Source organism: Buttiauxella sp. WJP83, assembly GCF_027594725.1.
GTDB classification, from domain to species: domain Bacteria; phylum Pseudomonadota; class Gammaproteobacteria; order Enterobacterales; family Enterobacteriaceae; genus Buttiauxella; species Buttiauxella selenatireducens.
In genome coordinates, this window is sequence record NZ_CP110080.1 from 4,322,222 (window position 1) to 4,348,194 (window position 25,973).

Genomic DNA, 25,973 nt, shown 5'->3' on the forward strand with positions numbered 1-25,973 from the left:
ATAATAAAACAACTTTATACACCGGAAGGAAACAGGAAAAGACTTGAAGTGGTTTTAGACGGAGTGTTCTAAAAATCTTTTAATCAAAATAATTCACGTTGCAGCAAGGCGGCAAAGGAGCTCATCCCCAGGAGCTTACACAAGTAAGTGACTGGGGTGAGTGAGTGCAGCTAACGCAGCTGCAACGTGAAGTATGAAGATTAAATGGCCCAGCCGCCCGCATAGAACGCGACTAACGCGATAGCAATGATCACCGTGCCGATATTCAGCTTGCGCCACTCACCCGACACGAGACGGCCAATCACCAGTGAGGCAAAACCAATCATGATGCCGGTAACGATGTTACAGGTCAGCACAATGAATACCGCGGTAATCAGGCCAGCCATTGCATCAACGAAATCTGCGAAATCGATTTTTGCAACGTTGCTCAGCATCAGCAGACCCACGTACATCAGCGCCGGAGCGGTTGCGTAGGCAGGAACCAGATAAGAAAGCGGAGAAAGGAACAGAATCAGCAGGAACAGCACGCCAACGGTGATCGCGGTCAGGCCGGTTTTACCGCCCGCCGCAGTACCTGCCGCAGACTCGATATAGACCGCTGCTGGAGCTGCACCCACCAGGCCCGAGAACACGGAGCTCAAGGAGTCGGTAGTCAGCGCTTTGCCACCATCAATGATTTGACCGTCTTTATCCAGCAGATTTGCCTGGCCTGCAACAGCACGGATGGTACCCGTTGCATCAAATACCGCCGTCATCACCAACGCCAGAACGCTTGGCAACACCACCGGATTCAGTGCGCCCATAATATCCAGGCTGCCAATCAGTGAATTACCCGCTTCATCTTTCAGCGATGGCATTGCGAAGATGCCAGAGAAGTGCACCGTTGGGTCGAAGATCAGGCCGAAAATTGAAATACCGATAATGGTCAGCAAAATGCCGCCAGGGACTTTCAGTTTTTCCAGACCAATGATCACCGCCAGGCCAATCAAAGACATGATGACAGGGAAGCTGGCGAAATGGCCGAGTGCGACAGGCAGACCATCCAGTGGGTTTTTGATAACCAGACCGACACCGTTTGCTGCGATCAGCAGCAGGAACAGGCCGATACCGATGCCTGTGCCATGCGCAACACCCATCGGTAAGTTACGCAAAATCCAGCTACGAATGCCGGTCGCGGAGATGATGGTGAACAACACACCCATCAGGAACACGGCGCCCAGCGCAACAGGCACGCTGATGTGTTGGCCTAATACCAGGCTGAATGCGGTAAAAGCCGTCAGTGAAATAGCACAACCAATTGCCAGCGGCAGGTTTGCCCAAAGGCCCATGACAAGAGAGCCGACACCGGCGACCAGGCACGTTGCCACAAAGACCGCCGCAGGAGGGAAACCTGCTTTACCGAGCATGCCCGGAACGACGATCACGGAGTACACCATCGCGAGGAAAGTGGTTAAACCCGCCACAACTTCCTGACGAACGGTACTGCCACGTGCAGATATTTTGAACCAGGCATCAAGACCGCCGGTTGCACGCGGAGAATGATTAGACATAGTGAAAAATCCCCTGAGATTTTTATGATGATGTCGGTATACGTGGTGGACAATCCACTGCTGATTAAACGTTCAAATTCTTAAATACTACGAATTAATCCCTGTGCTGCGTTTGCGACAAAAAAGGGCGTCACAAAAAAAGCAAACGTTTAACTCCGCGTATACAAACTGGGTGTAAATATTAAGGCAAACGATTATCCGGCCTTCTTACATGGATTTTCAACCGAACTTTGCCGCTTTTTGCTGAAAAACGCGTTAGCTGGCTAAATTATCGCCACCTCGTGCGCAAACGTTATCGTCGATGCGCAATTTAGCAACAATGATGCAAGATACCGGTAATGAATTTTCCTGACTCATAGGATTTTTCGATAGCTCATTGGCCAGGGATTTCGAACGATCCACCCTGTTCGATTGCTCGCTGCCAGGCCGGTCGCGTTTGTACCTTACTAAACCAATTTTGCAGATTGGGTAAATCGTTGATACCGCCACGAGACAGTAAAGCAATGACCGGGAAACTCATTTGAATATCCGCTGCACTGAAGGCCTGGCCTGCAAACCACGGATTTTTTTGCAGTGAATCTTCGAGATAGCGCGCATGAGTCATAATCTGTTTGTTCAGATAAGCCTTTTGCACTCCCTGCCCCAATAAATTACCCACCGGACGCAGCAACCACGGCACTGGCTCCTTTCCCAGACTGCCGAACACCAGTTTCATCATTAACAGTGGCATTAACGATCCCTCGGCGTAATGCAGCCAAAAGCGATAACGCAGCTTTTCTTCGCTGGAAATCGGTTTGTAACGACTTTCGAGATCGTAGGTTTCTTGCAGGTATTCAATGATTGCGCCCGACTCGGCGAGGATGTTGCCGTTATCTTCCACCACCGGCGACTTTCCCAACGGATGCACCGCTTTTAACGACTCGGGTGCCAGCATCGTGGGTTCGCGCTCATAGCGAACAATCTGGTACGGCACCTGCAGCTCCTCAAGCATCCATAAAATACGCTGTGAGCGAGAGTTATTGAGATGATGGACGATAAGCATGAGTTAACCTTCTGTTTAGCAAGATGAGTTAACTATAGGTAAATGGGCAAAAAGTGAAGTATTAGAATTGTGCAAAAAACACTCAAAAAGCCTTGAAACCTGACGAAGGGGATCTACACTTAAATTGTCAGTGCAATCCGGAACCTCCTGAGAATGTGTGATTGAGGGACGCTGATGTCGGGGGAAACCCTCCTTGCGAAAAGCGGGATAGATCGAAAGACAAAGACCGGGAAAAACTAAAGCGCCGATGTTTGGCGCTTTAGTTTTTCATCCAATTCCATTTTAGTCCTCAAGCAGACGCGCCCCCGTTCCTTGCTCACCCAGCGTGTCACCAGGATTGCGCAATGGACAATCGGCCCCGGACAGGCAACCGCAACCAATGCAGCCATCCAGTTCATCGCGCAACGCCGTTAGCGTATGAATGCGCCGCTCGAGTTCTTCGCGCCATTGCGACGACATCTTTTTCCAGTCGTTTTTATTAATTTTATGCCCGTCAGGTAGCACACCAAACTCTTCACCAATCGTCGCCAGTGGAATGCCAATGCGCTGCGCAATTTTAATGATTGCCACGTTTCGCAGCACATCACGCGTGTAGCGCCGTTGGTTTCCACTGTTACGTACGCTTTTGATGAGTCCTTTGCTTTCATAGAAGTGCAACGCAGAAACCGCCACACCGCTGCGCTTCGCAACTTCACCAGGGCTTAGCAAAGATTTAAATCGGGGTGATTTCTTTTCCAAAATGGTCTTTACCTCAAGTTAACTTGAGGAATTATACTCGCTGCCAACAAAACCTGCTAATTGTAATCGGGCTTGGGGAAGGCTTATGGCACATCAGGATATTATTCAAACTTTGACTGAATGGATTGACGATCATATTGATCAACCGCTGAACATTGATGTTGTGGCAAAAAAATCTGGTTATTCAAAATGGTATCTGCAAAGGATGTTCCGTACCGTGAAGCGCCAAACTCTGGGTGAATATATTCGGCAGCGCCGTTTGTTGATGGCGGCGAAAGAGTTACGCAACACCCGACGCCCCATTTTTGATATCGCGATGGATTACGGTTATGTCTCTCAGCAGACTTTCTCACGCGTGTTTCGCCGTGAGTTTGACCGCACGCCAACTGACTATCGTCATCACGCCTGACCCGGTTTGCCAGAATTTTGTCGCTGAGCACGTCGATAAAGCGGAACAGAAAATGCGCTACAAGTGTGGTGATTAAAAGAACAAATGTGATATAGTTCACACATCCTGTGTAACGGGATTCTTCTTACATTTTCTGTACCCACTCATTTTCCAGACGGTCCCTGTGCTGTAATTGCTGCGCCTTGTGTCGCGCATAACCGTTGAGCGTAATGAGTTATGTGATAAAGGACAATTTTCATGGCAGCAATCACTACCAGCGTTTTATTAATGCGCTGGCCTTTAGTCAGTGCAGTTCTGATGTTTTTAGCCAGTACGTTGAATATCCAGTTTCGCAAATCCGATTACACGTTTTTTGCTATCGTCAGCAGTATGTTGGGGATTGCATCTGCCTTGTGGTTTGCGACGGGTTTACTGGGACTGGAGTTGGCCGATTTCCCGGTAATCTGGGCATCGTTTAAAGACATTATGATTGAGATCTCAAGTCATGCCCCGCCGGAATGGCCGATGGTAATGACCTGATGAGTCTGCGTTGAAAATGTAAATGGCCTCTTTCGAGGCCATTTTTGTTTTTGTACATCGACAGAGTATGTTTAGGTTCCTGAGTAGATATCAAAACTAAAGTATTTTGATGCCAGCTTTTTATAGGTTCCATCGGCGAGGATTTGGCTAATCGCGCCATTAATCGCTTCGCGCAATTCCGTGTCATCTTTACGCAAGCCAATAGCGGCACCCGCATCGAATAATTCAGGATCCTGCAATGCGCCCCCCACAAAGGTAAAATCCTTACCCTGCGGTTTTTTAAGGAAACTGTATTCTGCCATTACGCCAGAAAGCACAGCGCCATCAATACGCCCGGATTCTAAATCCCGTACGACCATATCAGCGCCCTGATAAGAGACAACATTCACGCCTGCACTGCGCCAGTTTTTGTTGGCGAAGGTTTCCTGAGCTGAACCTTGTTCCACACCGATCGTTTTGCCCTTCAACTGCTCAACATCCGGCTTAATATCAGTTTTTTTATTTGCCACGAGGAATACCGGACCGTTATAAATCTTATCCGTAAAAGCAACTTGCTCTTTGCGTTTTTCCGTCATGTACATTCCGGAAAGAATAGCGTCAAACTTTCTCGCCTGCAGGGCAGGAATAATTGCATCAAAGTTATTTTCAACCCAAATACATTTTGCCTGAAGTTTCTCGCAAATAGCATTACCCAAATCAATATCAAAACCAACCACTTTCCCATTGGCATCTTTCGATTCAAAAGGAGCAAATGTGGGGTCAACGCCAAAACGGATCTCTTTAATATTATTTGCCAACGCCGAACTTGTCGCCAGCAGAGCAATTAACGGCAGTAGATATTTTTTCATATTCGCTCCAGTGAATTAACGACAATAAGCTTGAACTAAACGGGAAAAGAATGATGCGCCGGTTGAAATAATATCATCATTAAAATCATAACCCGGGTTATGCACCATACAGCCACCTTTATCGCCCTTTTCTCCATTCCCTAATAAGAAATAACTGCCCGGTCTTTCTTGCAGCATAAACGCAAAATCTTCGCTGCCCGTTGAAGGGAGAACTTTATCGAGCACCGCATCTTTACCGAAGTAATCGACAGCCAACTCGCGGGCAAATGCAGTTTGTTCATCATCGTTAATCAGCACAGGATAGGAATCGTAAACTTCCACATCACAACTTGCGCCAAAGCTTTTCGTCGTGAGATCGGCTAATTCTTCAATTCTTTTAATTAATAAATCGCGGATTTCTGGTTTCATGGCACGCACGGTTAATTCCATCACTGCGCTATCCGGGATAACGTTTGATGCAATACCGGACTGGAAAGTCCCCACGGTCACAATAGCGGTTTCACCCGGCGTCACATTGCGGGAAACAATGGTTTGCAGCGCGGTAATTAATGCAGCCCCCGTCACGATAGGGTCAACGGTACGTTGCGGGTAAGCGCCATGGCCGCCGTAACCTTTAATGGTAATTTTCACCGTATCCGCCGAGGCCATAAAATTGCCTGAATAAAACCCTAACTTACCTACGGGTAAGCCCGGCATGTTGTGCAGACCAAAAATACGGTCGCATGGGAAACGATCAAACAGCCCCTCTTTAATCATTAAATCCGCACCGCCAATGGCTTCTTCGGCAGGCTGGAAAATGAGGTGCACTGTGCCGTTAAACTCGCAGGCTGGTGAGGCAATATATTTGGCAGCGGCTAATAGAATGGTGGTGTGTCCATCATGACCGCAGGCATGCATTTTTCCGGGAACGGTACTGGCCCACGGTAAATTGGTTTCTTCAAAGATAGGCAGTGCATCCATATCCGCACGCAGGCCGATAGATTTAGTTGAATCCCCTTTTTTAAACGTCCCGACAACACCTGTGGTACCAATACCACGAGTGACTTTATAGCCCCAAGTTTCAAGCTGTTGGGCCACTAAGTCGCTGGTTTTAAACTCCTCCAGACTTAATTCTGGATTCGCATGTAGATAATGCCGTATTGCTATCATCTCAGCTTCAGATGCTTTTATTTCTGGAATAACGAAATCCGTCATGCTGTTCTCCGGTGGAGTTTTATTGTGTTTGCACAAAATAACTTAGCTGGATAACGTTTTAATGCAAGTGGGATTACTTATGGCAAAATGAAATACATTCAGATTGCTAATAGGATCACCGTTTTTGGATATAAAAAAACCCCGCATGTGCGCGAGGTTTTTAATAACGTTTTATTCCAAATATCAGAATGGAATATCGTCGTCAAAGTCCATTGGTGGTTCATTGTTAGATGGTGCTGGTGCACTCTGCTGCGGACGAGATTGCGCGCCGCCGCTGAACTGGTTTCCACCCTGCTGCGGTTGCTGAGGCTGACCCCAACCACCTTGCTGCTGACCTGGATTACCGCCACCTGCTGGAGCACCGCCTGCTGCACGGCCACCCAACATTTGCATGGTACCGCCAACGTTAACCACGACTTCGGTGGTGTATTTTTCAACGCCAGCCTGGTCAGTCCATTTACGCGTCTGCAATGCGCCTTCGATATAAACCTGGGAGCCTTTACGCAGGTATTCACCCGCCACTTCTGCCAGTTTGCCGAACAGCACTACACGGTGCCATTCAGTCTTTTCTTTGGTTTCGCCGGTTTGCTTATCGCGCCAGGACTCTGACGTGGCCAGAGTAATGTTGGCAACTGCGCCACCATTTGGCATGTAGCGTACTTCCGGGTCTTGACCCAGATTCCCGACGAGAATCACCTTGTTTACGCCTCTGCTGGCCATGATCGTGTCTCCTGAAACGTTGTATGAATAGTGTAAACCCTCGATTCTACCACGCCACCTCTAATGTTTATAGCTGCGGGATGCATTCCAGAATCTCGTCAGGGTATACAGTGTTGCATTAAAACACTGGATATCCATTCAGGTTTTATTGTGTCATAATTAGCCGTTTGTGATCGTCGGCGGCCTCCTGTGCGGCCTGGCAAAAAGCGTTTAAACCGGGAAAGGTGAATGGATAAGATCGAAGTTCGGGGCGCCCGCACCCACAATCTCAAAAATATTAACCTCGTGATTCCACGCGACAAGCTGATTGTCGTGACTGGGCTTTCGGGTTCTGGCAAATCCTCACTGGCTTTCGACACCTTATACGCCGAGGGGCAACGTCGTTACGTTGAGTCCCTCTCCGCCTATGCGCGTCAGTTCCTCTCTTTGATGGAAAAGCCGGATGTCGACCACATTGAAGGTTTGTCACCTGCTATTTCTATCGAGCAGAAATCCACGTCGCACAACCCGCGTTCAACCGTCGGTACTATCACTGAAATTCACGACTACCTGCGCCTGCTGTATGCCCGCGTGGGTGAGCCACGCTGCCCGGACCACAATGTCACGCTGGCGGCACAGACCGTTAGCCAGATGGTCGATAACGTTTTAGCGCAGCCTGAAGGCAAGCGCCTGATGCTGCTCGCCCCCATCATTAAAGATAGAAAAGGCGAGCACACCAAAACGCTGGAAAACCTGGCAAGTCAGGGTTATATCCGCGCAAGGATCGACGGAGAAGTGTGCGATCTTTCCGATCCGCCTAAGCTCGAATTACAGAAAAAACATACTATTGAAGTGGTGGTTGACCGCTTCAAAGTCCGTGAAGATTTAGCACAGCGCCTGGCAGAGTCGTTTGAGACAGCGTTGGATTTATCCGGTGGTTCTGCGGTTGTTGCCGATATGGACGACGAGAAAGCCGAGGAGCTGTTGTTCTCAGCTAACTTCGCCTGCCCAATCTGCGGCTACAGCATGCGCGAACTGGAACCGCGCCTGTTTTCGTTCAACAACCCGGCCGGTGCTTGCCCAACCTGTGATGGGCTGGGCGTGCAGCAGTATTTCGACCCAGAGCGTGTGGTGCAAAACGGTGAGCTTTCGTTGGCTGGCGGTGCGATTCGCGGCTGGGATCGCCGTAACTTCTATTACTTCACGATGATGCGTTCGCTGGCCGAGCATTATAAATTCGATATCGAAACGCCGTGGAATGAACTGAGCGCCAGCGTGAAAAACGTGGTGCTCAATGGTTCAGGTAAAGAAAGCATTGAATTCAAATATATCAACGATCGTGGCGATACGTCCGTGCGCCGCCATCCGTTTGAAGGCGTTTTGCATAATATGGAGCGCCGCTATAAAGAGACAGAATCTTCTGCGGTGCGCGAAGAGCTGGCGAAATTTATCAGCAACCGTTCATGTTCAAGCTGCGAAGGTACACGTCTGCGTCGCGAAGCACGTCATGTGTATGTCGAAAATACGCCGCTGCCGACCATCTCAGATATGAGCATCGGCCATGCGATGGAATTCTTCCAGAACATGAAGCTCAGCGGCCAGCGGGCGCAAATCGCGGAGAAAGTGCTGAAAGAGATTGGCGATCGCCTGAAGTTCCTGGTTAACGTCGGCCTGAACTACCTGTCACTTTCGCGTTCTGCTGAAACCCTTTCCGGTGGTGAAGCACAGCGTATTCGTCTGGCGAGCCAGATTGGTGCGGGCCTTGTCGGCGTGATGTACGTGCTGGATGAACCCTCTATCGGTCTGCATCAGCGTGATAACGAACGCCTGCTGGAAACCCTGATTCACCTGCGCGATCTCGGTAATACCGTGATTGTGGTCGAGCACGACGAAGATGCTATCCGCGCCGCAGACCATATTATCGATATCGGCCCTGGTGCCGGTGTTCACGGCGGCCAGGTGGTGGCGGAAGGCTCCATGCAGGACATCATGGATGTTCCTGAATCGCTCACCGGGCAATTCCTGAGCGGCAAGCGTGAAATCGCCGTACCGAAGAAGCGTGTGCCAGCCGACCCTGAGAAAGTGTTGAAACTGGTGGGCGCGAAAGGCAACAACCTGAAAGACGTGACCCTGACGCTGCCGGTTGGCTTGTTTACTTGTGTCACCGGGGTGTCTGGTTCGGGTAAATCAACGCTAATTAACGACACGTTATTCCCTATCGCTCAGCGTCAGCTTAACGGCGCGACGATTGCTGAGCCTGCGCCATACCGCGATGTTCATGGCCTTGAACATTTCGACAAAGTGATTGATATCGACCAAAGCCCGATTGGCCGTACGCCACGCTCAAACCCAGCCACTTACACTGGTGTGTTCACGCCAGTACGTGAACTGTTTGCCGGTGTGCCAGAATCGCGTGCGCGTGGTTATACGCCAGGCCGTTTCAGCTTTAACGTGCGTGGCGGGCGCTGCGAAGCGTGCCAGGGCGACGGTGTTATCAAAGTTGAGATGCACTTCCTGCCGGATATTTACGTGCCGTGCGACCAGTGCAAAGGCAAGCGCTATAACCGCGAAACGCTGGAAATTAAGTACAAAGGCAAAAGCATCCACGAAGTGCTGGATATGACCATTGAAGATGCTCGCGAATTCTTTGATGCCGTACCTGCACTGGCGCGTAAGCTGCAAACGTTAATCGACGTGGGCCTGTCTTATATTCGCCTTGGGCAATCGGCGACAACACTTTCCGGTGGTGAAGCACAGCGTGTGAAACTGGCTCGTGAGCTTTCTAAGCGCGGCACCGGCCAGACGTTGTATATCCTTGATGAGCCAACCACTGGCCTGCACTTTGCGGATATCCAGCAATTGCTGGAAGTGCTGCATCAGTTGCGCGATCAGGGCAATACCATTGTGGTTATTGAGCACAATCTTGACGTGATTAAAACCGCAGACTGGATTGTCGATCTTGGCCCAGAAGGCGGTAGCGGCGGCGGTGAGATCCTCGTTTCCGGCACGCCAGAAACGGTGGCGGAGTGTGAAGCGTCGCATACTGCGCGCTTCCTCAAGCCATTACTTAGTTAAGTAATCAATTAGAAAGCTGCTGCCGGGCCCTTTCTGGCAGCAGCGATAATGCCTGCTGATAAGAAGCATCCACCAGATAGTAAATCTGCGAATCGGGCAGTGATCCATCCAGATAAACCGTGCTCCAGTGTGCTTTATTCAGATGCGCACTCGGATACACATCGCTGTGTTGTTCACGTAATAAATCAGCAAGAGCCGGACTGGATTTCAACGACACCGCCGGGCGAGCTTCCACGTCATGCACCATCGCGTACATCACATCCGCTACTTTTATTTGTGTGGCCTTCCAGTCGCTATGAACAGTTTGCTCCGCTCCGGGTTTGTTCATGCAGTATTGCAATAGCTCCGAATTGGTCATTTTTATTCCCCTTATGGCAACAAGATGAGTGATTTTCGCTCACCTAAGTGTGCTCGCTACTCGCCAAAAGGTAAAACCCGACAGGGGAATTTTGATGAAAAAAACGGCGATCTGCTGTCGCACATCGCCGATTTTAGAGAGGTTATTTAATTAATATTCAGAGTTAACAATCACTTCCTCGCCAAAAGCTCCGGCTTTTGGCAATGGCTGATAACTTGAGTTCGAAGCACGTAACAGGCGAATGCCGCGCGCACCGACATCCTGAGCGGCGGTAATATCACCGTCAGAATCACCGTAGTACACTTTGATTTTCTTATCTTTCAGCCACTGGGTTTTCGTGTTTTGCCCCGGCTGGTCACCCGCAAAAATAACCGGATTCATTTGAGCTTGTGGGATCAGGAAATCGTTTTTCAGCGTTTGGGTTACGGTTTCCGTTTTCGTTGGGCTACGGCCGGTGATGAAGTAGATGCTGTCGCCGCGCTTGAGGTGCATAGCGATAAGATTCTTCGCCACCTCTTTCGGCATGCTGAAATCATCCCAACCGTTGTTCATTTTTTCCCAGAAAACCGGATTTTTCAGGTAGTCCTGCTTACCCGGAGAGTACTCTTTTTGCCCGCGATAGAAGCCTGGGCTTGAAAAAAGTACCGTATCGTCAATGTCGAAACCTACCGCCATCGGCGCTCGGCCCAACAGGCTATTCTCAATTTGCGCGACAGAAACCCAGTGAATCGGAACTTGCTGCGCCAGTTGAGCAACGTTGACGCCAGGATTTAATGGAGCGGGTGCAGATTCCTTCGCAATAACAGACTGATTCAACCCTAATAATAAACACGCGGCACTGAGTGCCAGGGTAATTTTACGCATCGTTTTCCCTTTAATAATCATTAGTTTTTATCGTTAGAAAGTAGACTGACTGGTCAAAAACCTACCCGACCATACTCGCAGGCGTCTGGCAGTTAAAGGGTTTTTTCAGGAAATGTCATAGAAAAAGGCGATGATCACAGAATGGGAAATGTGTGGAAAACAACCCTCATCCCAGCCTTCTCCCTGAGGGAGAAGGAGAAAACCGGACAGTTCCCTCTCCCTTTGGGAGAGGGTTAGGGTGAGGGGCACTCAAAGTTAGTAAGCACTTACATTACTGCAGCAAATGCCTGCGCCACGCGCTGTACGTTGTTGCTGTTTAGCCCGGCGACACACATACGGCCGCTGGCAATCAGGTAAACACCAAACTCGTCACGCAGACGGTCAACCTGCTCAGCGCTCAAGCCGGTGTAGCTGAACATCCCGCGCTGTTTCAGCAGGTAGTCAAAATTACGCTCTGGTATTTCGGCCTTTAATACGGACACCAACGCCTGGCGCATATCGAGAATACGGCGACGCATGGTTTCCACTTCGCCCAGCCAGTTGGTTTTCAGCTGTTCATCATTCAAAACCGCCGCGACAACCTGTGCACCGAAGTTTGGCGGGCTGGAGTAGTTACGGCGAACAGTGGCTTTTAGTTGGCCCAACACGCGGCCTGCTGCATCGGCATCATCACAGACAATCGACAATCCGCCGACGCGTTCGCCATACATTGAAAAAATCTTCGAGAACGAGTTGCTGACTAATGCAGGTAATCCTGCACTTGCAATCGCGCGAATCGCATAGGCATCTTCTTCCATACCCGCGCCGAAGCCCTGATAGGCAATGTCGAGGAACGGGATCAGGTCGCGGGCCTTCAGGATTTCGACGACGGCATCCCACTGAGCATCAGTCAGGTCAGAGCCTGTCGGGTTATGGCAGCACGGATGCAGCAACACAATACTTTGCGCAGGCAGTGTATTCAGGGTTTCCAGTAACGCTTCGAAGCGCACACCGTTAGTTTCACTATCAAACCACGGGTAGGTATTCACTTTAAAACCGGCGCCACCAAAGATGGCGACATGGTTTTCCCAGGTCGGATCGCTGACCCATACCTGCGAATTCGGGAACCAGGTTTTCAGGAAGTCTGCGCCCACTTTTAACGCGCCGGAGCCGCCAAGTGTTTGAATTGTAGCGATACGACCTTCAAGCAGTGCCGGATGATTCGCGCCAAACAGCAAAGGCGCAATCGCGCTGCGATAGCTGTTCAGGCCTTCCATCGGCAGATAAAGTGATGCGCCATGCGGTTGAGAATTCAAACGTTCTTCAGCTTGAGCAACAGCCTGTAACTGCGGGATGACCCCATCTTCGTTGTAATAGAGACCGATGCTGAGGTTTACCTTGTCACTGCGCGGATCGACTTTGAAACGTTCCATAAGGGAGAGGATTGGGTCGCCAGCATAGGCGTCAACTTTTTGAAACACGGTGAGGTTCTCCTGGTTTACAGTGTGGCGGATGATCAATGTAAACCAGGGAAGGACAACTAGTCCAGATACTCCATCGCCACCCTTGAAGTCAGGCGCGTGATAAGTTCGTAAGCACTCACTTTTGTAATTTCAGCGATGCGCTCAACCGGAAGCTTGTCGCCCCACATCACCACGCTATCACCAACTTTCTCCCCGGAACCAGGGCCAAGATCGACACAAATCATGTCCATCGCGACGCGCCCAACAATCGGCACTTCCCGGCCATTCACTAACACAGGTGTGCCTGAAGGTGCCGCACGTGGGTATCCGTCGCCATAACCAATCGCCACCACGCCCAGGCGAGTATCGCGCTCAGCAATCCAGGTGCCGCCGTAACCTACTGCTTCACCGGCTTTGTGTTCACGAACCGCAATCAGGCTGGAGGTCAGAGACATCACCGGCTGGAAGCCGAAGTCGACACCCCACGGCTTTTGCTCCAGTGGAGAAACACCATAAAGAATAATACCAGGGCGAACCCAGTCCATATGCGATTCGGGCCACAACAAGATGCCGCCGGATGCGCCAATAGAACGCATCCCCGGTTTGCCTGCGGTAAATGAATTGAAAATATCGAGCTGGCGCACTGTCGCGTCGGACTCTGGCTCATCTGCGCGGGCAAAATGGCTGACGATATTCACCGGCTGTGTGACATTTTTGCAGCGCGAAAGACGTTGATAGAACGCCTCCGCTTCGTGCGGCAAGATACCCAGGCGATGCATGCCGGTATCGAGCTTCATCCACACGGTAATAGGCTGGCTAAGCTCCGCTTGTTCCAGCGCTTCGAGCTGCTCGATGCAGTGTACCGCGGTCTGGAAGTTCTGTTCGGCGATAGTCGGGAGGTCGCTTGCATTGAAGAAGCCTTCGAGCAGCAGAATGGGCTGAGTGATCCCCCCCGCACGCAAACGAACACCTTCTTCAAGCCGGGCCACGCCAAAGGCATCTGCGCCAGTCAATGTTTGGGCGGTCTCCAGCAGACCATGCCCGTATGCGTTTGCTTTCACAACCGCAACCATGCGGCTGGCAGGAGCCAGTTCACGCAGGCGTTGGAGATTGTGTCGCAGAGCGCGGCGGTTAATTTTTACGGTTGCCGCTTGCATGTTCGTTCCTTGCAAAAAATTTAAAATGGGATTGCGAGGATTCAATCCTCGTCATACTGCGGCCCCGCGTAATTATCAAAACGCGAGAACTGACCGTTAAACGTCAGGCGCACTGTGCCGATTGGGCCGTTACGCTGTTTACCGAGGATGATTTGCGCGATGCCTTTTTCGTCACTGTTATCGTTATAAACTTCGTCACGATAGATGAACATGATTAAGTCGGCATCCTGCTCGATGGAGCCGGACTCACGCAAATCCGAGTTAACCGGACGTTTATCGGCACGTTGTTCCAGGGAGCGGTTAAGCTGCGAGAGCGCGACTACCGGGACCTGTAGCTCTTTGGCCAGCGCTTTGAGCGAGCGTGAAATCTCCGCGATTTCCAGCGTACGGTTATCAGACAGTGAAGGCACACGCATCAACTGCAGGTAGTCGATCATGATCAGGCTCAGGCCGCCATGTTCGCGGTAGATACGACGGGCACGAGAACGGACTTCCGTTGGCGTCAGACCGGATGAGTCATCGATGTACATGTTGCGTTTTTCAAGCAAGATACCCATGGTGCTCGAAATACGCGCCCAGTCTTCATCATCCAGTTGACCGGTACGGATTTTGGTTTGGTCGACGCGAGAGAGTGACGCCAGCATACGCATCATAATCTGTTCGCCAGGCATCTCGAGGCTGAAAATCAGCACCGGTTTTTCCTGCAACATCGCGGCGTTTTCGCACAAGTTCATGGCGAACGTGGTTTTACCCATCGACGGACGCGCCGCCACGATAATCAGGTCTGATTTCTGCAGACCGGCGGTTTTCTTGTTCAAATCCTGGTAGCCAGTATCCACGCCCGTGACACCATCGTGAGGAGTCTGGAAGAGCGTTTCGATACGCGAAACAGTAGCTTCGAGGATTTGGTCGATGCTTTTTGGCCCTTCGTCTTTATTCGCGCGGCTCTCAGCAATCTGGAACACGCGTGACTCGGCGAGGTCGAGTAAATCTTCACTGGTACGCCCTTGCGGGTCATAACCGGCATCGGCGATTTCATTCGCCACGGCAATCATTTCACGAACAACGGCGCGTTCACGCACGATGTCGGCATAAGCACTGATGTTCGCAGCACTTGGCGTATTTTTAGATAATTCGGCCAGATAGGCGAAACCACCCACGCTTTCCAGGTTGCCCTGTAATTCCAGAGATTCAGAAAGCGTGATCAGGTCGATTGGCTTGCTCATTTCGAGCAAACGCTGCATTTCGGTGAAGATCATGCGGTGTGGACGGCTGAAAAAATCGTTAGCCACGACGCGCTCAGAAACGTTATCCCAGCGTTCGTTGTCCAGCATTAAACCGCCCAACACCGACTGCTCCGCTTCCAGAGAATGTGGCGGCATTTTCAGCCCTTCCATCTGACGGTCGCGGTGTTCGTTCGGTTTGTTGAAGGGTTTATTTCCTGCCATAGTGAGGGAGTTACCAAAATTCAGATAAGAGAGACGAGAGTTTACTCTATCCCTCCGCGGAAACAGAAGGAGTTATCATGGCAACACGCATTGAATTTAGTCAGCACGGTGGGCCAGAAGTCTTAAAAGTTGTCGAATTTACCCCTGGCGCTCCTGCCGATAACGAAGTACAAGTTGAAAACAAAGCGATTGGTATCAACTACATTGATACCTATATTCGCAGCGGTTTGTATCCGCCACCGATGTTGCCAAGTGGCCTGGGTACCGAAGCGGCAGGCGTGGTGAGTAAAGTGGGCAGTGCCGTCACGCATCTTAAAGTCGGCGATCGTGTTGTCTACGCACAATCCGGGCTTGGGGCATACAGCAGCGTTCATAACGTGCCGGCGGATAAAGCCGCAAAACTACCCAATGCCATCTCTTTTGAACAAGCCGCGGCGTCTTTCCTTAAAGGTCTGACGGTCTATTATTTATTGCGTAAAACCTACAATATCAAAGCCAACGAAGTTTTCTTGTTCCATGCCGCCGCCGGTGGTGTTGGGCTTATCGCTTGCCAATGGGCCAAGGCGCTGGGTGCAAAACTGATTGGTACGGTAGGGTCGGCGCAAAAAGCCGACAGCGCCAAAAAGGCGGGAGCCTGGCAGACCATTAACTATCGCGAAGAGAATCTTGCAGAACGCGTCAAAGAACTGACCGCGGGCAAAAAAGTGGCGGTGGTTTATGACTCGGTAGGGAAAGATACCTGGGAGGCGTCATTAGATTGCCTGCAACGCCAGGGATTGATGGTGAGTTTTGGTAACTCATCTGGCCCCGTGACGGGTGTGAATCTGGGGATCTTAAACCAGAAAGGCTCGCTATATGTTACTCGTCCGTCATTAAATGGTTATGTGACTACGCGTGAAGAGCTGGAAGAAGCCTGCCATGAGCTGTTCTCACTGATTGCCAGCGGGGTTATCAAAGTGGATGTGGCTGAAAGCCAGAAGTTTGCCCTGAGCGATGCAGCCCTGGCACATCAAACGCTGGAGAGCCGAAGCACACAAGGCTCTAGCTTGCTGATTCCATAAAAGAATTTGGGCTTCCCGAGGGAAGCCCATTCTTTTTTTTGTTCGCGCTGTGTGTAGGGTACAGCACGATGAATTCTTGTTTCGCAACACGGTAATAATGTCAGGTTTGGTAAATGATTGATACGCCACACCCTGCAAACTTAGCCAAAAAGATGCAAGGTTGTGATCAACTCCGCAATACCTGAGCAATTTGCACGGTTATTGCGGACAAAAGTTAGCGCTTATCCGCGACCAGTGACAAAGCGTGCTCAACCACATCAATTCCGGCACCCGCTTTATGCGCGTTTTCACTTAGATAACGACGCCATTGGCGTGCACCAGGGATCCCCTGGAATAAGCCCAGCATGTGGCGAGTTACATGACCCAGATAGGTTCCATTAGCCAACTCGCGTTCGATGTAGGGATACATGGCACGAACCGCAGCAACCGTATCGACTTCCGGCGTATTGATGCCAAAAATCTCGCGGTCAACTGCCGTCAGCAGGCCTGGATTTTGATAGGCTTCACGCCCAACCATGACACCATCCATATGTTCCAGATGGGCTTTTGCCTCTTCCAGTGATTTGATGCCACCGTTGATGGCCATCGTCAGATTCGGGAAATCACGCTTAAGTTGATATACGCGCGGATAATCCAGCGGCGGAATTTCACGGTTTTCTTTCGGGCTTAATCCAGAAAGCCAGGCTTTACGCGCATGGATAATAAACATCTCACATTCGCCCTTCCCGGCGACCGTACCGATAAAATCACACAGGAATTCGTAGCTGTCCTGATCATCAATGCCGATACGTGTTTTGACGGTGACAGGAATAGAAACCACGTCGCGCATCGCTTTGATGCAATCGGCCACCCGCTGTGCATCAGCCATCAAACATGCGCCGAACATACCGTTTTGTACGCGATCGGACGGACAACCCACATTGAGATTGATTTCGTCATAGCCGCGCGCTTCAGCCAGTTTCGCGCACTGCGCCAAAGCCGCCGGATCGCTGCCACCCAGTTGCAACGCGACAGGATGCTCGTCCTCGCTGTAAGCCAGATAGTCCCCTTTGCCATGGATGATCGCACCGGTTGTCACCATTTCGGTGTACAGCAGTGTCTGGCTTGATAGCTGACGCAAAAAATAGCGGCAGTGGCGGTCAGTCCAGTCAAGCATCGGCGCTATGGAAAAACGATGTGGCTGGAAGGGAGTCTGGTTTATTTGTGAGGACATAGGCACTGGCGTTATCGGGCTACGGTTAAAAAAGGGTCGCTACTATAGCATAATCCAGCGGTCAGCACGCGTTGCCCGACCGCTGGATAAAATCAGAACGTCATACCCATCTGGACACCCGCCCCCCAGGTTTCGTCCTGGCCATACAAGCCCATGAGATCAACATGAACCAGGTCGAGCGGGGCGAACCCCACACCGCCGGTAAAGACATTACTTTCAGTGGAGCGCATATCCGCACGATAACCCGCACGCACCGCAAGCCACGGGAGCGGCGTTATTTCCGCGCCAATGCCCGCAAATTGTGAGTTATCTTCACTCTTGAAGTTTTTGGTTTCGGTGAGATCAACATCGGTCGTCAATACCAGCAAATCGCTGTGCCAGGCGATGCCGGTAGTGACCAATGGGCGAATTTGGTAGGTATCTTTAAAACCATCAATCACTTTCGTATCGATATCACGAGACACCAGATTTTGCCCACTTAACCCTATGGTCCAGGAATCACCAAAGTCTGCCGCCAACCCTGCATCGATGTTAAAACCCGTGTCGGAGTTTCGATAGCGGCTGTCAGTGAAATCATCTTTCTTGTACTGATAAACCGAGGTGCTGTAGTTATACAACCAGGTATATTGAAGCTTTGGCGTAACTCCTACCGAAACAGGCACCCCGCCAACATCAAATTTGTGCGCCACTGCAACACCGTAATCCGAGACAACAGCCGCACGGCCAAAGCCTTTTGAGGTGAAGTTTTGCAGGTCGTCAGGATTCGGGATCACGGTTCCATTAGCGATCCCATCAAGATAATCAAGATCGTGCTGAGTGATATCTGACGTAACTCTGGCGGTCCCATAAACTTTCGCCACAAACGCAAACGGCAAAACGGCATTTGGGATACTCACCGCGAGAGAACCGCCCGCTTTCGCACGAGCCTCTTCCCCTCTGACATCTCGCAATTGCCCGGCAAGGTCAGCTGCACTGCTTTGCAATTCACGATACAACGAAGGGTTACGGATCAGTTGTGGTAACGGAATTTCCGAGAAATCGAGATAATCCTCAACCATGTTACTGATGTCGTCGATATTATCCTGGAGGTTATGGGGGTCTGTCATTTGCACACCCACTGAAGGAATGATGAGTCCGACGTTATCCCCCTCCTGGCTTCTGGTGAGCAAAGCGGGGTTAATCAGTACCGCACTGCTCCACCTAGATGATGCAACGCCGGTGCCGCCCATCGCATCATTGCGTGATTCCGTCCATGTCCCTGCCGCATTAGCCGTATTTGCCGCAAAGAAAAAGGCGACGTTTGCCGCCACCAAAACTCTGGTTTTTATCATTCTCTACCCGCCCGTCTTACTTCCGATTGATGAATCGCCTCTTGCCAGAACTAAGCTGACAAAAGTGGTTAATGCCGTGAAGAAAAGACTCAAAGCGGGTGTTTTCACCCAAATAAAAACCCGCATTAATCCAACGGGTTATATTTATTTAATCCCTATACATATACTTATAGTTTACCGTTTGGTTTCCGTGAAGGATGTCCGTCATGTGGACCGAAAAATTGTGGCGGGTGATCAATCCAGCGGTCCTGCCGTTGTGCGGCATAGCTCGCGTTTAGCGGGTAATAAATTCGATTTTCAGCTTTGTTGGCTTCACCCACAATCAGCAACCTGACTTCATGTTCTGTATTGTTGATGAACGTATGACAAATGCCGGTTCCTGACGGAAAGCCAACGCTATCACCCGGCTCAAGCGGGTAAAGATGACCATTGATCCATACCTGCGGATGCCCTTCCAGAACATAAGCAAATTCTTCCTCGCTACTTTCCGCATGCGGGTAGGACGTCCGGCGACCGGGCAACAGACGCTCATGGTGGATCCCCAGGCGTGTTAGCCCGAGTTTGCGAGCCAGCGGCGCGCCAATAGAAAACAGTTCAGCGCTGTCTGGATAAGTTGAATCATCTTCACCTTCCAGGTCTTTCCAGTGGCGTATGCAATCAGGTTTATTCATAACAAACTCCGGGATAGTCATCTCAAAAGGATGCAGCCAGAATGGTGCACCACTCGGCGTTTTTTGCGCGTTGTGATAGAGTGTAGGGCTAATCTACAGGGGAATGCTGATGGACATCACGACTTCACAAAACGTGTTAGCGCAGGCTGAAAAACTATGCGAGCAGCGTAATGTGCGCCTGACGCCACAACGCCTGGAAGTGCTGCGTTTACTGACGCAACAAGCGGGTGCAATCAGCGCTTATGATTTGCTGGATTTATTGCGTGCCAGTGAACCACAAGCAAAACCTCCGACGGTGTATCGTGCTCTCGATTTTCTTCTTGAACAAGGCTTTGTGCATCGCGTTGAGTCAACCAACAGCTATGTTTTGTGCCATCTGTTTGATCAGCCAACGCACTCATCAGCGATGTTTATTTGCGACAGATGTGGAGCGGTGAAGGAACATGGTGCGCAAGACGTTGAAGATATCATGCATCAATTGGCTGCCCAGTTAGGATTTGCTCTGCATCATAATGTCATTGAGGCGCATGGTTTATGCAGCGCTTGCGCAGAAGTTGAAGCCTGCAACCATCCCGAAGCATGCGGGCATGACCACACTATTCAGTCGAAGAAAAAATCACGCTAATACGAATTTAGAAGATTAGACTGGGGAAGAATCGGTACTTCCATGTACCAGGGCAGATTTAGAGAGTTAACACATCTGAGGGATGAGATTACCAGCGGTAATCGTTACGTTTTTCCCAATCAACGACTTCTTTCTCTGCCTGTTCTTGGGCGTATCCATAGCGTTCCTGGATTTTACCGACTAGCTGATCGCGCTTCCCTTCGATGACGGTCATGTCGTCATCCGTCAGTTTGCCCCATTTTTCTTTCACTGTGCCTTTGAACTGTTTCCAGTTACCGCCGATTTCGTCTTTATTCATAATAGTCTCCTCAACGTTCGCTAAAAAACTGCTAAAAGTTAACAACGTCCGAGTGCTGCCGTTTGGCTAAAACCACTCTTATCTGCTGGACGTGATAACAATTGTAGTTAAGGATGCGGCAGTGGCGGAAAAACTAAGAATCTTTAACCATGCACGTGTTCAAACCAGGTGTTGTGACGCCAATGACGACGCCAGATCCACCCCAATGACAAACCTCGTAGTGCAAGAAACACCGCCAGCGAAAGCCATAACCCATGGTTGCCCAACCAGGGCACGGTGAACAAGGTTAATCCAAAGCCAAGAGCCGCAACGGCCATACTGTTTCGCATTTCTGCACCACGTGTTGCGCCAATAAACATGCCATCAAGCAAATAGCACCAGACGCCCACCACCGGTAAAACTATCTGCCAATGCAAATAGCGATCGGCCTGGCGCTGCAATTCAGGGATTGATGTCAGGAGCGAAACAATGTTCTCGCCAAACAGTGCATACACTATGGCAAAAGCTAACGCGACCAATCCCGCCTGGCGACAGGCTGCTCCCCACACCTCCAGCAATTGGCCTCGATTTTTCGCACCAAATGCCTGCCCCGAATGGGCTTCAACAGCGTAAGCAAACCCATCAAGCGCATAGGCGGTGAAGGTCAGCAACGTCATCAGCACCGCGTTTACCGCAACGATTTCGCTGCCTAACCGTGCGCCAAAAATCGTCACTGATGCGAAACACACCTGCAGCAACAGCGAGCGCAACATAATGTCCCGGTTAAGCGCCAGTAAACGCCGAACGTTTCCGCGCCAGGCTTTCATCAGCATCTCTACGCTGATTCCACGCAGGCCCATCACCTTTTTCACCATCAGCAACCCGATGATAAATGTCGCATATTCCGCAGTGACCGTCGCTAACGCCGCCCCCTGCACATTCATGTGCAACCCCATCACCAGCCACACATCCAGCACGATATTCAGCACGTTTCCGACGACCAGTAAGATAACCGGTGCACGCGCATACTGAACGCCTAACAGCCAACCAAGTAAGACCAGGTTAGCCAGTGAAGCCGGGGCGCTTAGCCAGCGGATCTCAAGAAAACGCTGTGCCTGCCAGAGCACATCCTGGTTACCGCCAACAATATGTAATGCCAGTGAAATGAGGGGATCGCGCAGCGCGATAATCACAACGCCTGCGCCCAGCGCCAGCAATAAAGGCTGTACCAGTGCACGAGCTAACGCCGAGGGATTATTTGCGCCAAACGCTTGAGCGGTTAAGCCCGTGGTACTCATGCGCAGGAATAGCAAAAGCATGAACAGGAAACTGGTTGCCGTAGCGCCAATAGCGACTCCGCCAAGATAGACAGGGCTGTCCAGATGACCAATGACTGCCGTATCGACCAGACCCAGCAAGGGGACGGTGATGTTGGAGAAGATCATGGGTAAGGCGAGGCGCCAGAGTACTTTGTCAGCCGTTGAGAAAAATCGCATTCCACCCTTCATACTTCAAGCCGCATCTTTGTTGGCCGCGTTCACTCACCCGAATCACTTACTCAAGTAAGCTCATCGGGACTCGTTTTCTCGCCGCCTCAATGCAACTTGAATTATTTGGGTTTTCAGTTTTAAGAAACTTTACAGCCAGTTGCCGTTGCGAATCACCCCAACCGCCAACCCTTCAATGGAGAAGTTATGTTCGCGCAGGTCAACCACAATAGGTTCAAACTCGCTATTTTCTGGAAGAAGATGAACAACGTTGCCCTGCTGTTTTAAGCGCTTAACGGTAACTTCATCATCAATACGCGCAACCACAACCTGGCCGTTACGCACATCCTGAGTTTTATGCACCGCGAGCAGATCACCGTCCATAATACCGATGTCTTTCATAGACATACCGCTGACGCGCAGCAAGAAATCGGCATTAGGTTTAAACAGCGATGGATCAACCTGGTAATGGCCTTCGATATGCTGCTGAGCCAAGAGTGGCTCACCTGCAGCAACACGCCCAACCAGCGGAATACCGGTAACTTCTTCCACCAGCAAGCGGATACCGCGCGACGCACCAGAGACAATCTCAATGACGCCTTTACGAGCCAGTGCTTTTAGGTGCTCTTCAGCGGCGTTTGGAGAACGGAACCCCAGACGTTGAGCAATCTCGGCACGAGTCGGTGGCATGCCGGTCTGGCTGATATGATCCCGAATAAGATCAAACACCTCTTGCTGCCTGGTAGTTAACGCTTTCATTCCGCCCCCTGGGTGTTTATACAGTTATGCTGTGAGTATATACAGTCAAAGGCGAATTTGGAACCACAAATTAAGCAAAAAACCAGCCACTTAACTATTCTGGAAAGATCATCGCAAATGCTGCCAAAGCAGTGTGACCCAGGTAATCACTGCGAGGATAATGGCGATTAACACAGCAGCTGATCCCATGTCCTTGGCGCGTCCTGAAAGCTCGTGATAATCCGTACCCACGCGGTCAACAAGGGATTCAATCGCACTGTTGAGGATCTCGACAATCATAACCAGCACGACAGAACCAATCAGTAGAATACGGGTGATGGGGTCGATATCTAAATAACAGGCAATGGCAATAGCGATTACGGCACAAACGCCTTCCTGACGGAACGCAGCTTCGTTGATCCAGGCTGCTTTGAGCCCTTTCCATGAATAGCCAGCGGCTTTGATGATACGGGTAAATCCGGTGACGTTACTCGCCATTTTTGGAAACCTTTTCAAATTATTTGCGTCAATACTTATCTATACCCGTCATTCTTCAAATTGCTGCCAACACGGCTACAACTTGAAGAATGACGGGTATAAAGCGCAACGCCACAGAAATCTGAGTGAGATTCTGATATTCTTGCGGCGAAATTGCATTATTAACCTGAGGCTTTACATCGTTTATGTCAGGCTGGCCAAGAATCTACTACAAATTACTTAATTTACCATTAGGCGTTCTGGTAAAAAGCAAGTCCATTCCGGCAGATCCACAAGCCGAACTGGGCTTAGATCCCACACGCCCGATAATGTACGTGCTGCCGTATAACTCTAAGGCGGACTTATTAACGCTGCGCGCACAATGTCTCGCGCATGGCTTACCCGATCCGCTTCAGCCGTTAGAGATTGATGGAGCGGTACTCCCGCGTTACGTCTTTATCCACGGCGGCCCGCGCGTATTCACGTATTACACGCCGAAAGAAGAGTCGATCAAGTTGTTCCATGATTACCTCGACTTGCACCGCAGCAATCCAAATCTGGATGTGCAGATGGTGCCGGTCTCGGTGATGTTTGGCCGCTCTCCGGGTCGCGAAAAAGGCGAAGTTAATCCGCCATTAAAGATGCTGAACGGCATCCAGAAATTTTTCGCCGTTACCTGGCTTGGTCGCGACAGTTTCGTGCGTTTTTCGCCACCCGTCTCTCTACGCCACATGGCCACCGAGCACGGTACGGATAAAAAGATCGCTCAGAAATTGGCTCGCGTTGCGCGTATGCACTTTGCTCGCCAGCGTTTAGCGACCATCGGGCCGCGTTTGCCGGTACGTCAGGATCTGTTTAATAAACTTCTGGCATCGAAAGCTATCGCTCGCGCCGTCGAAGATGAAGCACGCAGCAAGAAAATCTCCCATGAAAAAGCACAGCAAAACGCTGTGGCGCTGATGGAAGAGATTGCCGCCAACTTCTCTTATGAAGCGATTCGAGTGAGCGACCGCGTGCTCAGTCTGACGTGGAACCGCTTGTACCAGGGGATAAACGTTCATAATGCAGAACGCGTGCGCCAGTTGGCTCACGATGGTCATGAGATTGTTTATGTCCCTTGCCATCGCAGCCACATGGATTACATGCTGCTGTCCTATGTGCTTTATCACCAGGGGCTGGTTCCTCCGCACATCGCGGCGGGTATCAACCTGAACTTCTGGCCAGCGGGCCCGATTTTCCGCCGCCTCGGTGCGTTCTTTATCCGTCGTACCTTTAAAGGCAGCAAACTCTACTCCACCGTGTTCCGTGAATATCTGGGCGAGCTGTTTAGCCGTGGCTATTCCGTTGAATATTTCGTGGAAGGGGGTCGTTCTCGTACCGGGCGTTTGCTCGACCCGAAAACCGGCACCTTGTCGATGACCATTCAGGCAATGCTGCGCGGCGGTACTCGCCCTATTACATTGGTGCCGATTTACATTGGCTACGAGCATGTAATGGAAGTGGGGACTTACGCAAAAGAGTTGCGTGGTGCGACCAAAGAGAAAGAGAGTTTCATGCAGATGGTACGTGGCCTGAGTAAGCTGCGTAACCTCGGTCAGGGCTATGTGAACTTTGGCGAACCGATGCCATTGATGACATTCCTGAACCAGCGAGTTCCTGAGTGGCGCGATTCCATCGACCCAATCGAAGCGATTCGTCCTGCGTGGCTGACGCCGACGGTGAATGAAATTGCCGCCGAGTTGATGGTGCGAATTAACAATGCAGGTGCGGCGAACGCCATGAACCTGTGCTGTACAGCGTTATTAGCCTCACGTCAGCGTTCACTCACCCGTGAGCAACTCACCGAGCAGCTAAACTGTTACCTGAGCCTGTTGCGTAATGTGCCGTATTCACCGGACGCTACTGCACCCGATCAACCAGCAGAAGCGCTGATTGAACACGCGTTGCAAATGAACAAGTTTGAAGTAGAGAAAGACACTATCGGTGACATCATCATTTTGCCGCGTGAGCAGGCAGTTCTGATGACGTATTACCGCAACAACATCCTGCATATGCTGGTGTTGCCTTCTCTGCTGGCAGCGATTATTACTCAACATCGCCGCATTGACCGTAGCGAACTGCTGCGTCAGGTCACGTTACTGTACCCGATGCTGAAGGCTGAGTTGTTCCTGCGCTGGAACACCACTGAACTTGCCGGTGAAATTGACATTATGCTCAATGAACTGGCGCGTCAGGAACTGGTCACGCTGACAGACGACGAAGTGCAGATGAACCCTGCGCGTTCACGCACCATGCAGCTACTGGCTGCGGGTGTTCGTGAAACGCTACAGCGTTATGCGATTACGTTCTGGTTGTTGAGCGCGAATCCGTCGATTAACCGTGGGACACTGGAGCGCGAAAGCCGCACCGTTGCCCAGCGCTTGTCAGTTTTGCATGGTATTAATGCACCGGAGTTCTTTGATAAAGCCGTCTTCACCTCGCTGGTATTAACCTTGCGTGATGAAGGCTATATCAGTGACACCGGGGATGCAGAGCCAGGCGAAACGATGAAGGTCTACCAGTTACTGGCTGATCTGATCATGCCGGATGTGCGTTTAACGATTGAAAGTGCGACGTCGCAGGCTGCGACCGAGTAATGCCCTCACCCTAACCCTCTCCCACGGGAGAGGGGATAACTGTTATCTCCTTCACCTGAGGGAGATATGCCCGGTTTTCTCCTTCTCCCCGAGGGAGAAGGCCGGGATGAGGGG

General features: G+C 50.8%; 24 protein-coding genes. 6 read left to right on the top strand and 18 right to left on the bottom strand.

Going from position 1 to position 25,973, the window contains the following annotated elements:
• Positions 1 to 200: 200 nt before the first annotated feature.
• From ghxP to soxR, 3 genes are all read right to left on the bottom strand, one after another.
• Entirely contained in the window at positions 201 to 1,550 is a 1,350-nt protein-coding gene (gene ghxP / locus OH773_RS19975; RefSeq protein ID WP_270141283.1) for a guanine/hypoxanthine transporter GhxP, read from the bottom strand.
• A 373-nt stretch (positions 1,551 to 1,923) separates the two neighbouring features.
• The gene (locus tag OH773_RS19980; RefSeq protein WP_270141285.1) at positions 1,924 to 2,592 is read right to left on the bottom strand and encodes a glutathione S-transferase family protein; all 669 of its coding nucleotides are present in this window, start codon (positions 2,590 to 2,592) and stop codon (positions 1,924 to 1,926) included.
• A gap of 282 nt (positions 2,593 to 2,874) precedes the next feature.
• A complete protein-coding gene (gene soxR / locus OH773_RS19985; protein WP_270141287.1) occupies positions 2,875 to 3,330 on the bottom strand; it encodes a redox-sensitive transcriptional activator SoxR in 456 nt (151 codons plus the stop codon).
• Between the two features lie 85 nt (positions 3,331 to 3,415).
• On the opposite strand from soxR, the gene soxS reads away from it, so the two are divergent.
• Positions 3,416 to 3,739 (top strand): superoxide response transcriptional regulator SoxS, encoded by a 324-nt coding sequence (gene soxS, locus OH773_RS19990; protein WP_183272413.1) that lies wholly within the window; start codon positions 3,416 to 3,418, stop codon positions 3,737 to 3,739.
• 237 nt (positions 3,740 to 3,976) lie between these two features.
• Positions 3,977 to 4,258 (top strand): YjcB family protein, encoded by a 282-nt coding sequence (locus tag OH773_RS19995; RefSeq protein ID WP_232865370.1) that lies wholly within the window; start codon positions 3,977 to 3,979, stop codon positions 4,256 to 4,258.
• Between the two features lie 71 nt (positions 4,259 to 4,329).
• Here the strand turns inward: OH773_RS19995 and OH773_RS20000 are convergent, their stop codons facing one another.
• The 3 genes from OH773_RS20000 to ssb1 all read right to left on the bottom strand — a co-directional run bounded on the left by OH773_RS20000 (position 4,330) and on the right by ssb1 (position 7,020).
• Complete coding sequence (locus OH773_RS20000; protein WP_270141292.1) at positions 4,330 to 5,106, bottom strand: ABC transporter substrate-binding protein; 777 nt, start codon at positions 5,104 to 5,106, stop codon at positions 4,330 to 4,332.
• Between the two features lie 15 nt (positions 5,107 to 5,121).
• A complete protein-coding gene (locus tag OH773_RS20005; protein ID WP_270141294.1) occupies positions 5,122 to 6,300 on the bottom strand; it encodes a M20 aminoacylase family protein in 1,179 nt (392 codons plus the stop codon).
• Positions 6,301 to 6,483: 183 nt separating this feature from the next.
• Positions 6,484 to 7,020, bottom strand: coding sequence for a single-stranded DNA-binding protein SSB1 (ssb1, locus tag OH773_RS20010; RefSeq protein WP_183272409.1), 537 nt, complete (start codon positions 7,018 to 7,020; stop codon positions 6,484 to 6,486).
• 228 nt (positions 7,021 to 7,248) lie between these two features.
• Between ssb1 and uvrA the strand changes: the two genes are divergently transcribed.
• Positions 7,249 to 10,074, top strand: a complete 2,826-nt coding sequence (gene uvrA, locus OH773_RS20015; RefSeq protein WP_270141297.1) for an excinuclease ABC subunit UvrA — start codon at positions 7,249 to 7,251, stop codon at positions 10,072 to 10,074.
• A gap of 4 nt (positions 10,075 to 10,078) precedes the next feature.
• Here uvrA and OH773_RS20020 read toward each other — a convergent pair whose 3' ends face one another.
• The 5 genes from OH773_RS20020 to dnaB form a co-directional block, all read right to left on the bottom strand.
• Positions 10,079 to 10,432 (bottom strand): MmcQ/YjbR family DNA-binding protein, encoded by a 354-nt coding sequence (locus OH773_RS20020; protein WP_270141299.1) that lies wholly within the window; start codon positions 10,430 to 10,432, stop codon positions 10,079 to 10,081.
• Positions 10,433 to 10,582: 150 nt separating this feature from the next.
• A complete protein-coding gene (aphA, locus tag OH773_RS20025) occupies positions 10,583 to 11,296 on the bottom strand; it encodes an acid phosphatase AphA (protein ID WP_270141304.1) in 714 nt (237 codons plus the stop codon).
• Positions 11,297 to 11,562: 266 nt separating this feature from the next.
• Entirely contained in the window at positions 11,563 to 12,756 is a 1,194-nt protein-coding gene (gene tyrB, locus OH773_RS20030; RefSeq protein WP_270141306.1) for an aromatic amino acid transaminase, read from the bottom strand.
• A gap of 59 nt (positions 12,757 to 12,815) precedes the next feature.
• Positions 12,816 to 13,895: an alanine racemase gene (gene alr / locus OH773_RS20035; RefSeq protein ID WP_270141308.1), complete on the bottom strand. Its 1,080-nt coding sequence runs from the start codon at positions 13,893 to 13,895 to the stop codon at positions 12,816 to 12,818.
• Positions 13,896 to 13,936: 41 nt separating this feature from the next.
• Positions 13,937 to 15,343, bottom strand: a complete 1,407-nt coding sequence (gene dnaB, locus OH773_RS20040) for a replicative DNA helicase (RefSeq protein WP_183272403.1) — start codon at positions 15,341 to 15,343, stop codon at positions 13,937 to 13,939.
• A gap of 77 nt (positions 15,344 to 15,420) precedes the next feature.
• On the opposite strand from dnaB, the gene OH773_RS20045 reads away from it, so the two are divergent.
• Positions 15,421 to 16,404, top strand: coding sequence for a quinone oxidoreductase (locus tag OH773_RS20045; protein ID WP_270141312.1), 984 nt, complete (start codon positions 15,421 to 15,423; stop codon positions 16,402 to 16,404).
• 214 nt (positions 16,405 to 16,618) lie between these two features.
• Here the strand turns inward: OH773_RS20045 and dusA are convergent, their stop codons facing one another.
• The 3 genes from dusA to OH773_RS20060 all read right to left on the bottom strand — a co-directional run bounded on the left by dusA (position 16,619) and on the right by OH773_RS20060 (position 19,619).
• Complete coding sequence (gene dusA / locus OH773_RS20050; protein WP_183272401.1) at positions 16,619 to 17,617, bottom strand: tRNA dihydrouridine(20/20a) synthase DusA; 999 nt, start codon at positions 17,615 to 17,617, stop codon at positions 16,619 to 16,621.
• Between the two features lie 92 nt (positions 17,618 to 17,709).
• Positions 17,710 to 18,948: a conjugal transfer protein TraF gene (locus OH773_RS20055; protein ID WP_270141315.1), complete on the bottom strand. Its 1,239-nt coding sequence runs from the start codon at positions 18,946 to 18,948 to the stop codon at positions 17,710 to 17,712.
• A gap of 167 nt (positions 18,949 to 19,115) precedes the next feature.
• On the bottom strand, positions 19,116 to 19,619 hold the full coding sequence (locus OH773_RS20060) for a cupin domain-containing protein (RefSeq protein WP_270141317.1): 504 nt from the start codon (positions 19,617 to 19,619) through the stop codon (positions 19,116 to 19,118).
• Between the two features lie 109 nt (positions 19,620 to 19,728).
• Between OH773_RS20060 and zur the strand changes: the two genes are divergently transcribed.
• Positions 19,729 to 20,244 (top strand): zinc uptake transcriptional repressor Zur, encoded by a 516-nt coding sequence (gene zur, locus OH773_RS20065; protein ID WP_270141319.1) that lies wholly within the window; start codon positions 19,729 to 19,731, stop codon positions 20,242 to 20,244.
• Positions 20,245 to 20,332: 88 nt separating this feature from the next.
• On the opposite strand, the gene OH773_RS20070 is transcribed toward zur, so the two are convergent.
• The 4 genes from OH773_RS20070 to OH773_RS20085 form a co-directional block, all read right to left on the bottom strand.
• Positions 20,333 to 20,542: a CsbD family protein gene (locus OH773_RS20070; RefSeq protein WP_183272397.1), complete on the bottom strand. Its 210-nt coding sequence runs from the start codon at positions 20,540 to 20,542 to the stop codon at positions 20,333 to 20,335.
• A 143-nt stretch (positions 20,543 to 20,685) separates the two neighbouring features.
• Positions 20,686 to 22,017, bottom strand: a complete 1,332-nt coding sequence (dinF, locus tag OH773_RS20075) for an MATE family efflux transporter DinF (protein ID WP_270141321.1) — start codon at positions 22,015 to 22,017, stop codon at positions 20,686 to 20,688.
• Positions 22,018 to 22,158: 141 nt separating this feature from the next.
• A complete protein-coding gene (gene lexA, locus OH773_RS20080; protein WP_270141323.1) occupies positions 22,159 to 22,767 on the bottom strand; it encodes a transcriptional repressor LexA in 609 nt (202 codons plus the stop codon).
• 108 nt (positions 22,768 to 22,875) lie between these two features.
• Positions 22,876 to 23,244 carry a diacylglycerol kinase gene (locus OH773_RS20085; protein WP_183272394.1) on the bottom strand — a complete coding sequence of 123 codons (369 nt, stop codon included), beginning with the start codon at positions 23,242 to 23,244 and terminating at the stop codon, positions 22,876 to 22,878.
• 185 nt (positions 23,245 to 23,429) lie between these two features.
• Here OH773_RS20085 and plsB point away from each other — a divergent pair, with 185 nt between their 5' ends.
• Entirely contained in the window at positions 23,430 to 25,859 is a 2,430-nt protein-coding gene (plsB, locus tag OH773_RS20090) for a glycerol-3-phosphate 1-O-acyltransferase PlsB (RefSeq protein WP_270141326.1), read from the top strand.
• Positions 25,860 to 25,973: the final 114 nt, after the last annotated feature.

Bases quoted from the DNA above. Each gene is read 5' to 3' on its own strand.
- ghxP (WP_270141283.1), bottom strand. From the start codon at position 1,550: ATGTCTAATCATTCTCCGCGTGCAACCGGCGGTCTTGATGCCTGGTTC.
- OH773_RS19980 (WP_270141285.1), bottom strand. From the start codon at position 2,592: ATGCTTATCGTCCATCATCTCAATAACTCTCGCTCACAGCGTATTTTA.
- soxS (WP_183272413.1), top strand. From the start codon at position 3,416: ATGGCACATCAGGATATTATTCAAACTTTGACTGAATGGATTGACGAT.
- OH773_RS19995 (WP_232865370.1), top strand. From the start codon at position 3,977: ATGGCAGCAATCACTACCAGCGTTTTATTAATGCGCTGGCCTTTAGTC.
- OH773_RS20000 (WP_270141292.1), bottom strand. From the start codon at position 5,106: ATGAAAAAATATCTACTGCCGTTAATTGCTCTGCTGGCGACAAGTTCG.
- OH773_RS20005 (WP_270141294.1), bottom strand. From the start codon at position 6,300: ATGACGGATTTCGTTATTCCAGAAATAAAAGCATCTGAAGCTGAGATG.
- ssb1 (WP_183272409.1), bottom strand. From the start codon at position 7,020: ATGGCCAGCAGAGGCGTAAACAAGGTGATTCTCGTCGGGAATCTGGGT.
- uvrA (WP_270141297.1), top strand. From the start codon at position 7,249: ATGGATAAGATCGAAGTTCGGGGCGCCCGCACCCACAATCTCAAAAAT.
- OH773_RS20020 (WP_270141299.1), bottom strand. From the start codon at position 10,432: ATGACCAATTCGGAGCTATTGCAATACTGCATGAACAAACCCGGAGCG.
- aphA (WP_270141304.1), bottom strand. From the start codon at position 11,296: ATGCGTAAAATTACCCTGGCACTCAGTGCCGCGTGTTTATTATTAGGG.
- alr (WP_270141308.1), bottom strand. From the start codon at position 13,895: ATGCAAGCGGCAACCGTAAAAATTAACCGCCGCGCTCTGCGACACAAT.
- dnaB (WP_183272403.1), bottom strand. From the start codon at position 15,343: ATGGCAGGAAATAAACCCTTCAACAAACCGAACGAACACCGCGACCGT.
- OH773_RS20045 (WP_270141312.1), top strand. From the start codon at position 15,421: ATGGCAACACGCATTGAATTTAGTCAGCACGGTGGGCCAGAAGTCTTA.
- dusA (WP_183272401.1), bottom strand. From the start codon at position 17,617: ATGTCCTCACAAATAAACCAGACTCCCTTCCAGCCACATCGTTTTTCC.
- OH773_RS20055 (WP_270141315.1), bottom strand. From the start codon at position 18,948: ATGATAAAAACCAGAGTTTTGGTGGCGGCAAACGTCGCCTTTTTCTTT.
- OH773_RS20060 (WP_270141317.1), bottom strand. From the start codon at position 19,619: ATGAATAAACCTGATTGCATACGCCACTGGAAAGACCTGGAAGGTGAA.
- zur (WP_270141319.1), top strand. From the start codon at position 19,729: ATGGACATCACGACTTCACAAAACGTGTTAGCGCAGGCTGAAAAACTA.
- OH773_RS20070 (WP_183272397.1), bottom strand. From the start codon at position 20,542: ATGAATAAAGACGAAATCGGCGGTAACTGGAAACAGTTCAAAGGCACA.
- dinF (WP_270141321.1), bottom strand. From the start codon at position 22,017: ATGCGATTTTTCTCAACGGCTGACAAAGTACTCTGGCGCCTCGCCTTA.
- lexA (WP_270141323.1), bottom strand. From the start codon at position 22,767: ATGAAAGCGTTAACTACCAGGCAGCAAGAGGTGTTTGATCTTATTCGG.
- OH773_RS20085 (WP_183272394.1), bottom strand. From the start codon at position 23,244: ATGGCGAGTAACGTCACCGGATTTACCCGTATCATCAAAGCCGCTGGC.
- plsB (WP_270141326.1), top strand. From the start codon at position 23,430: ATGTCAGGCTGGCCAAGAATCTACTACAAATTACTTAATTTACCATTA.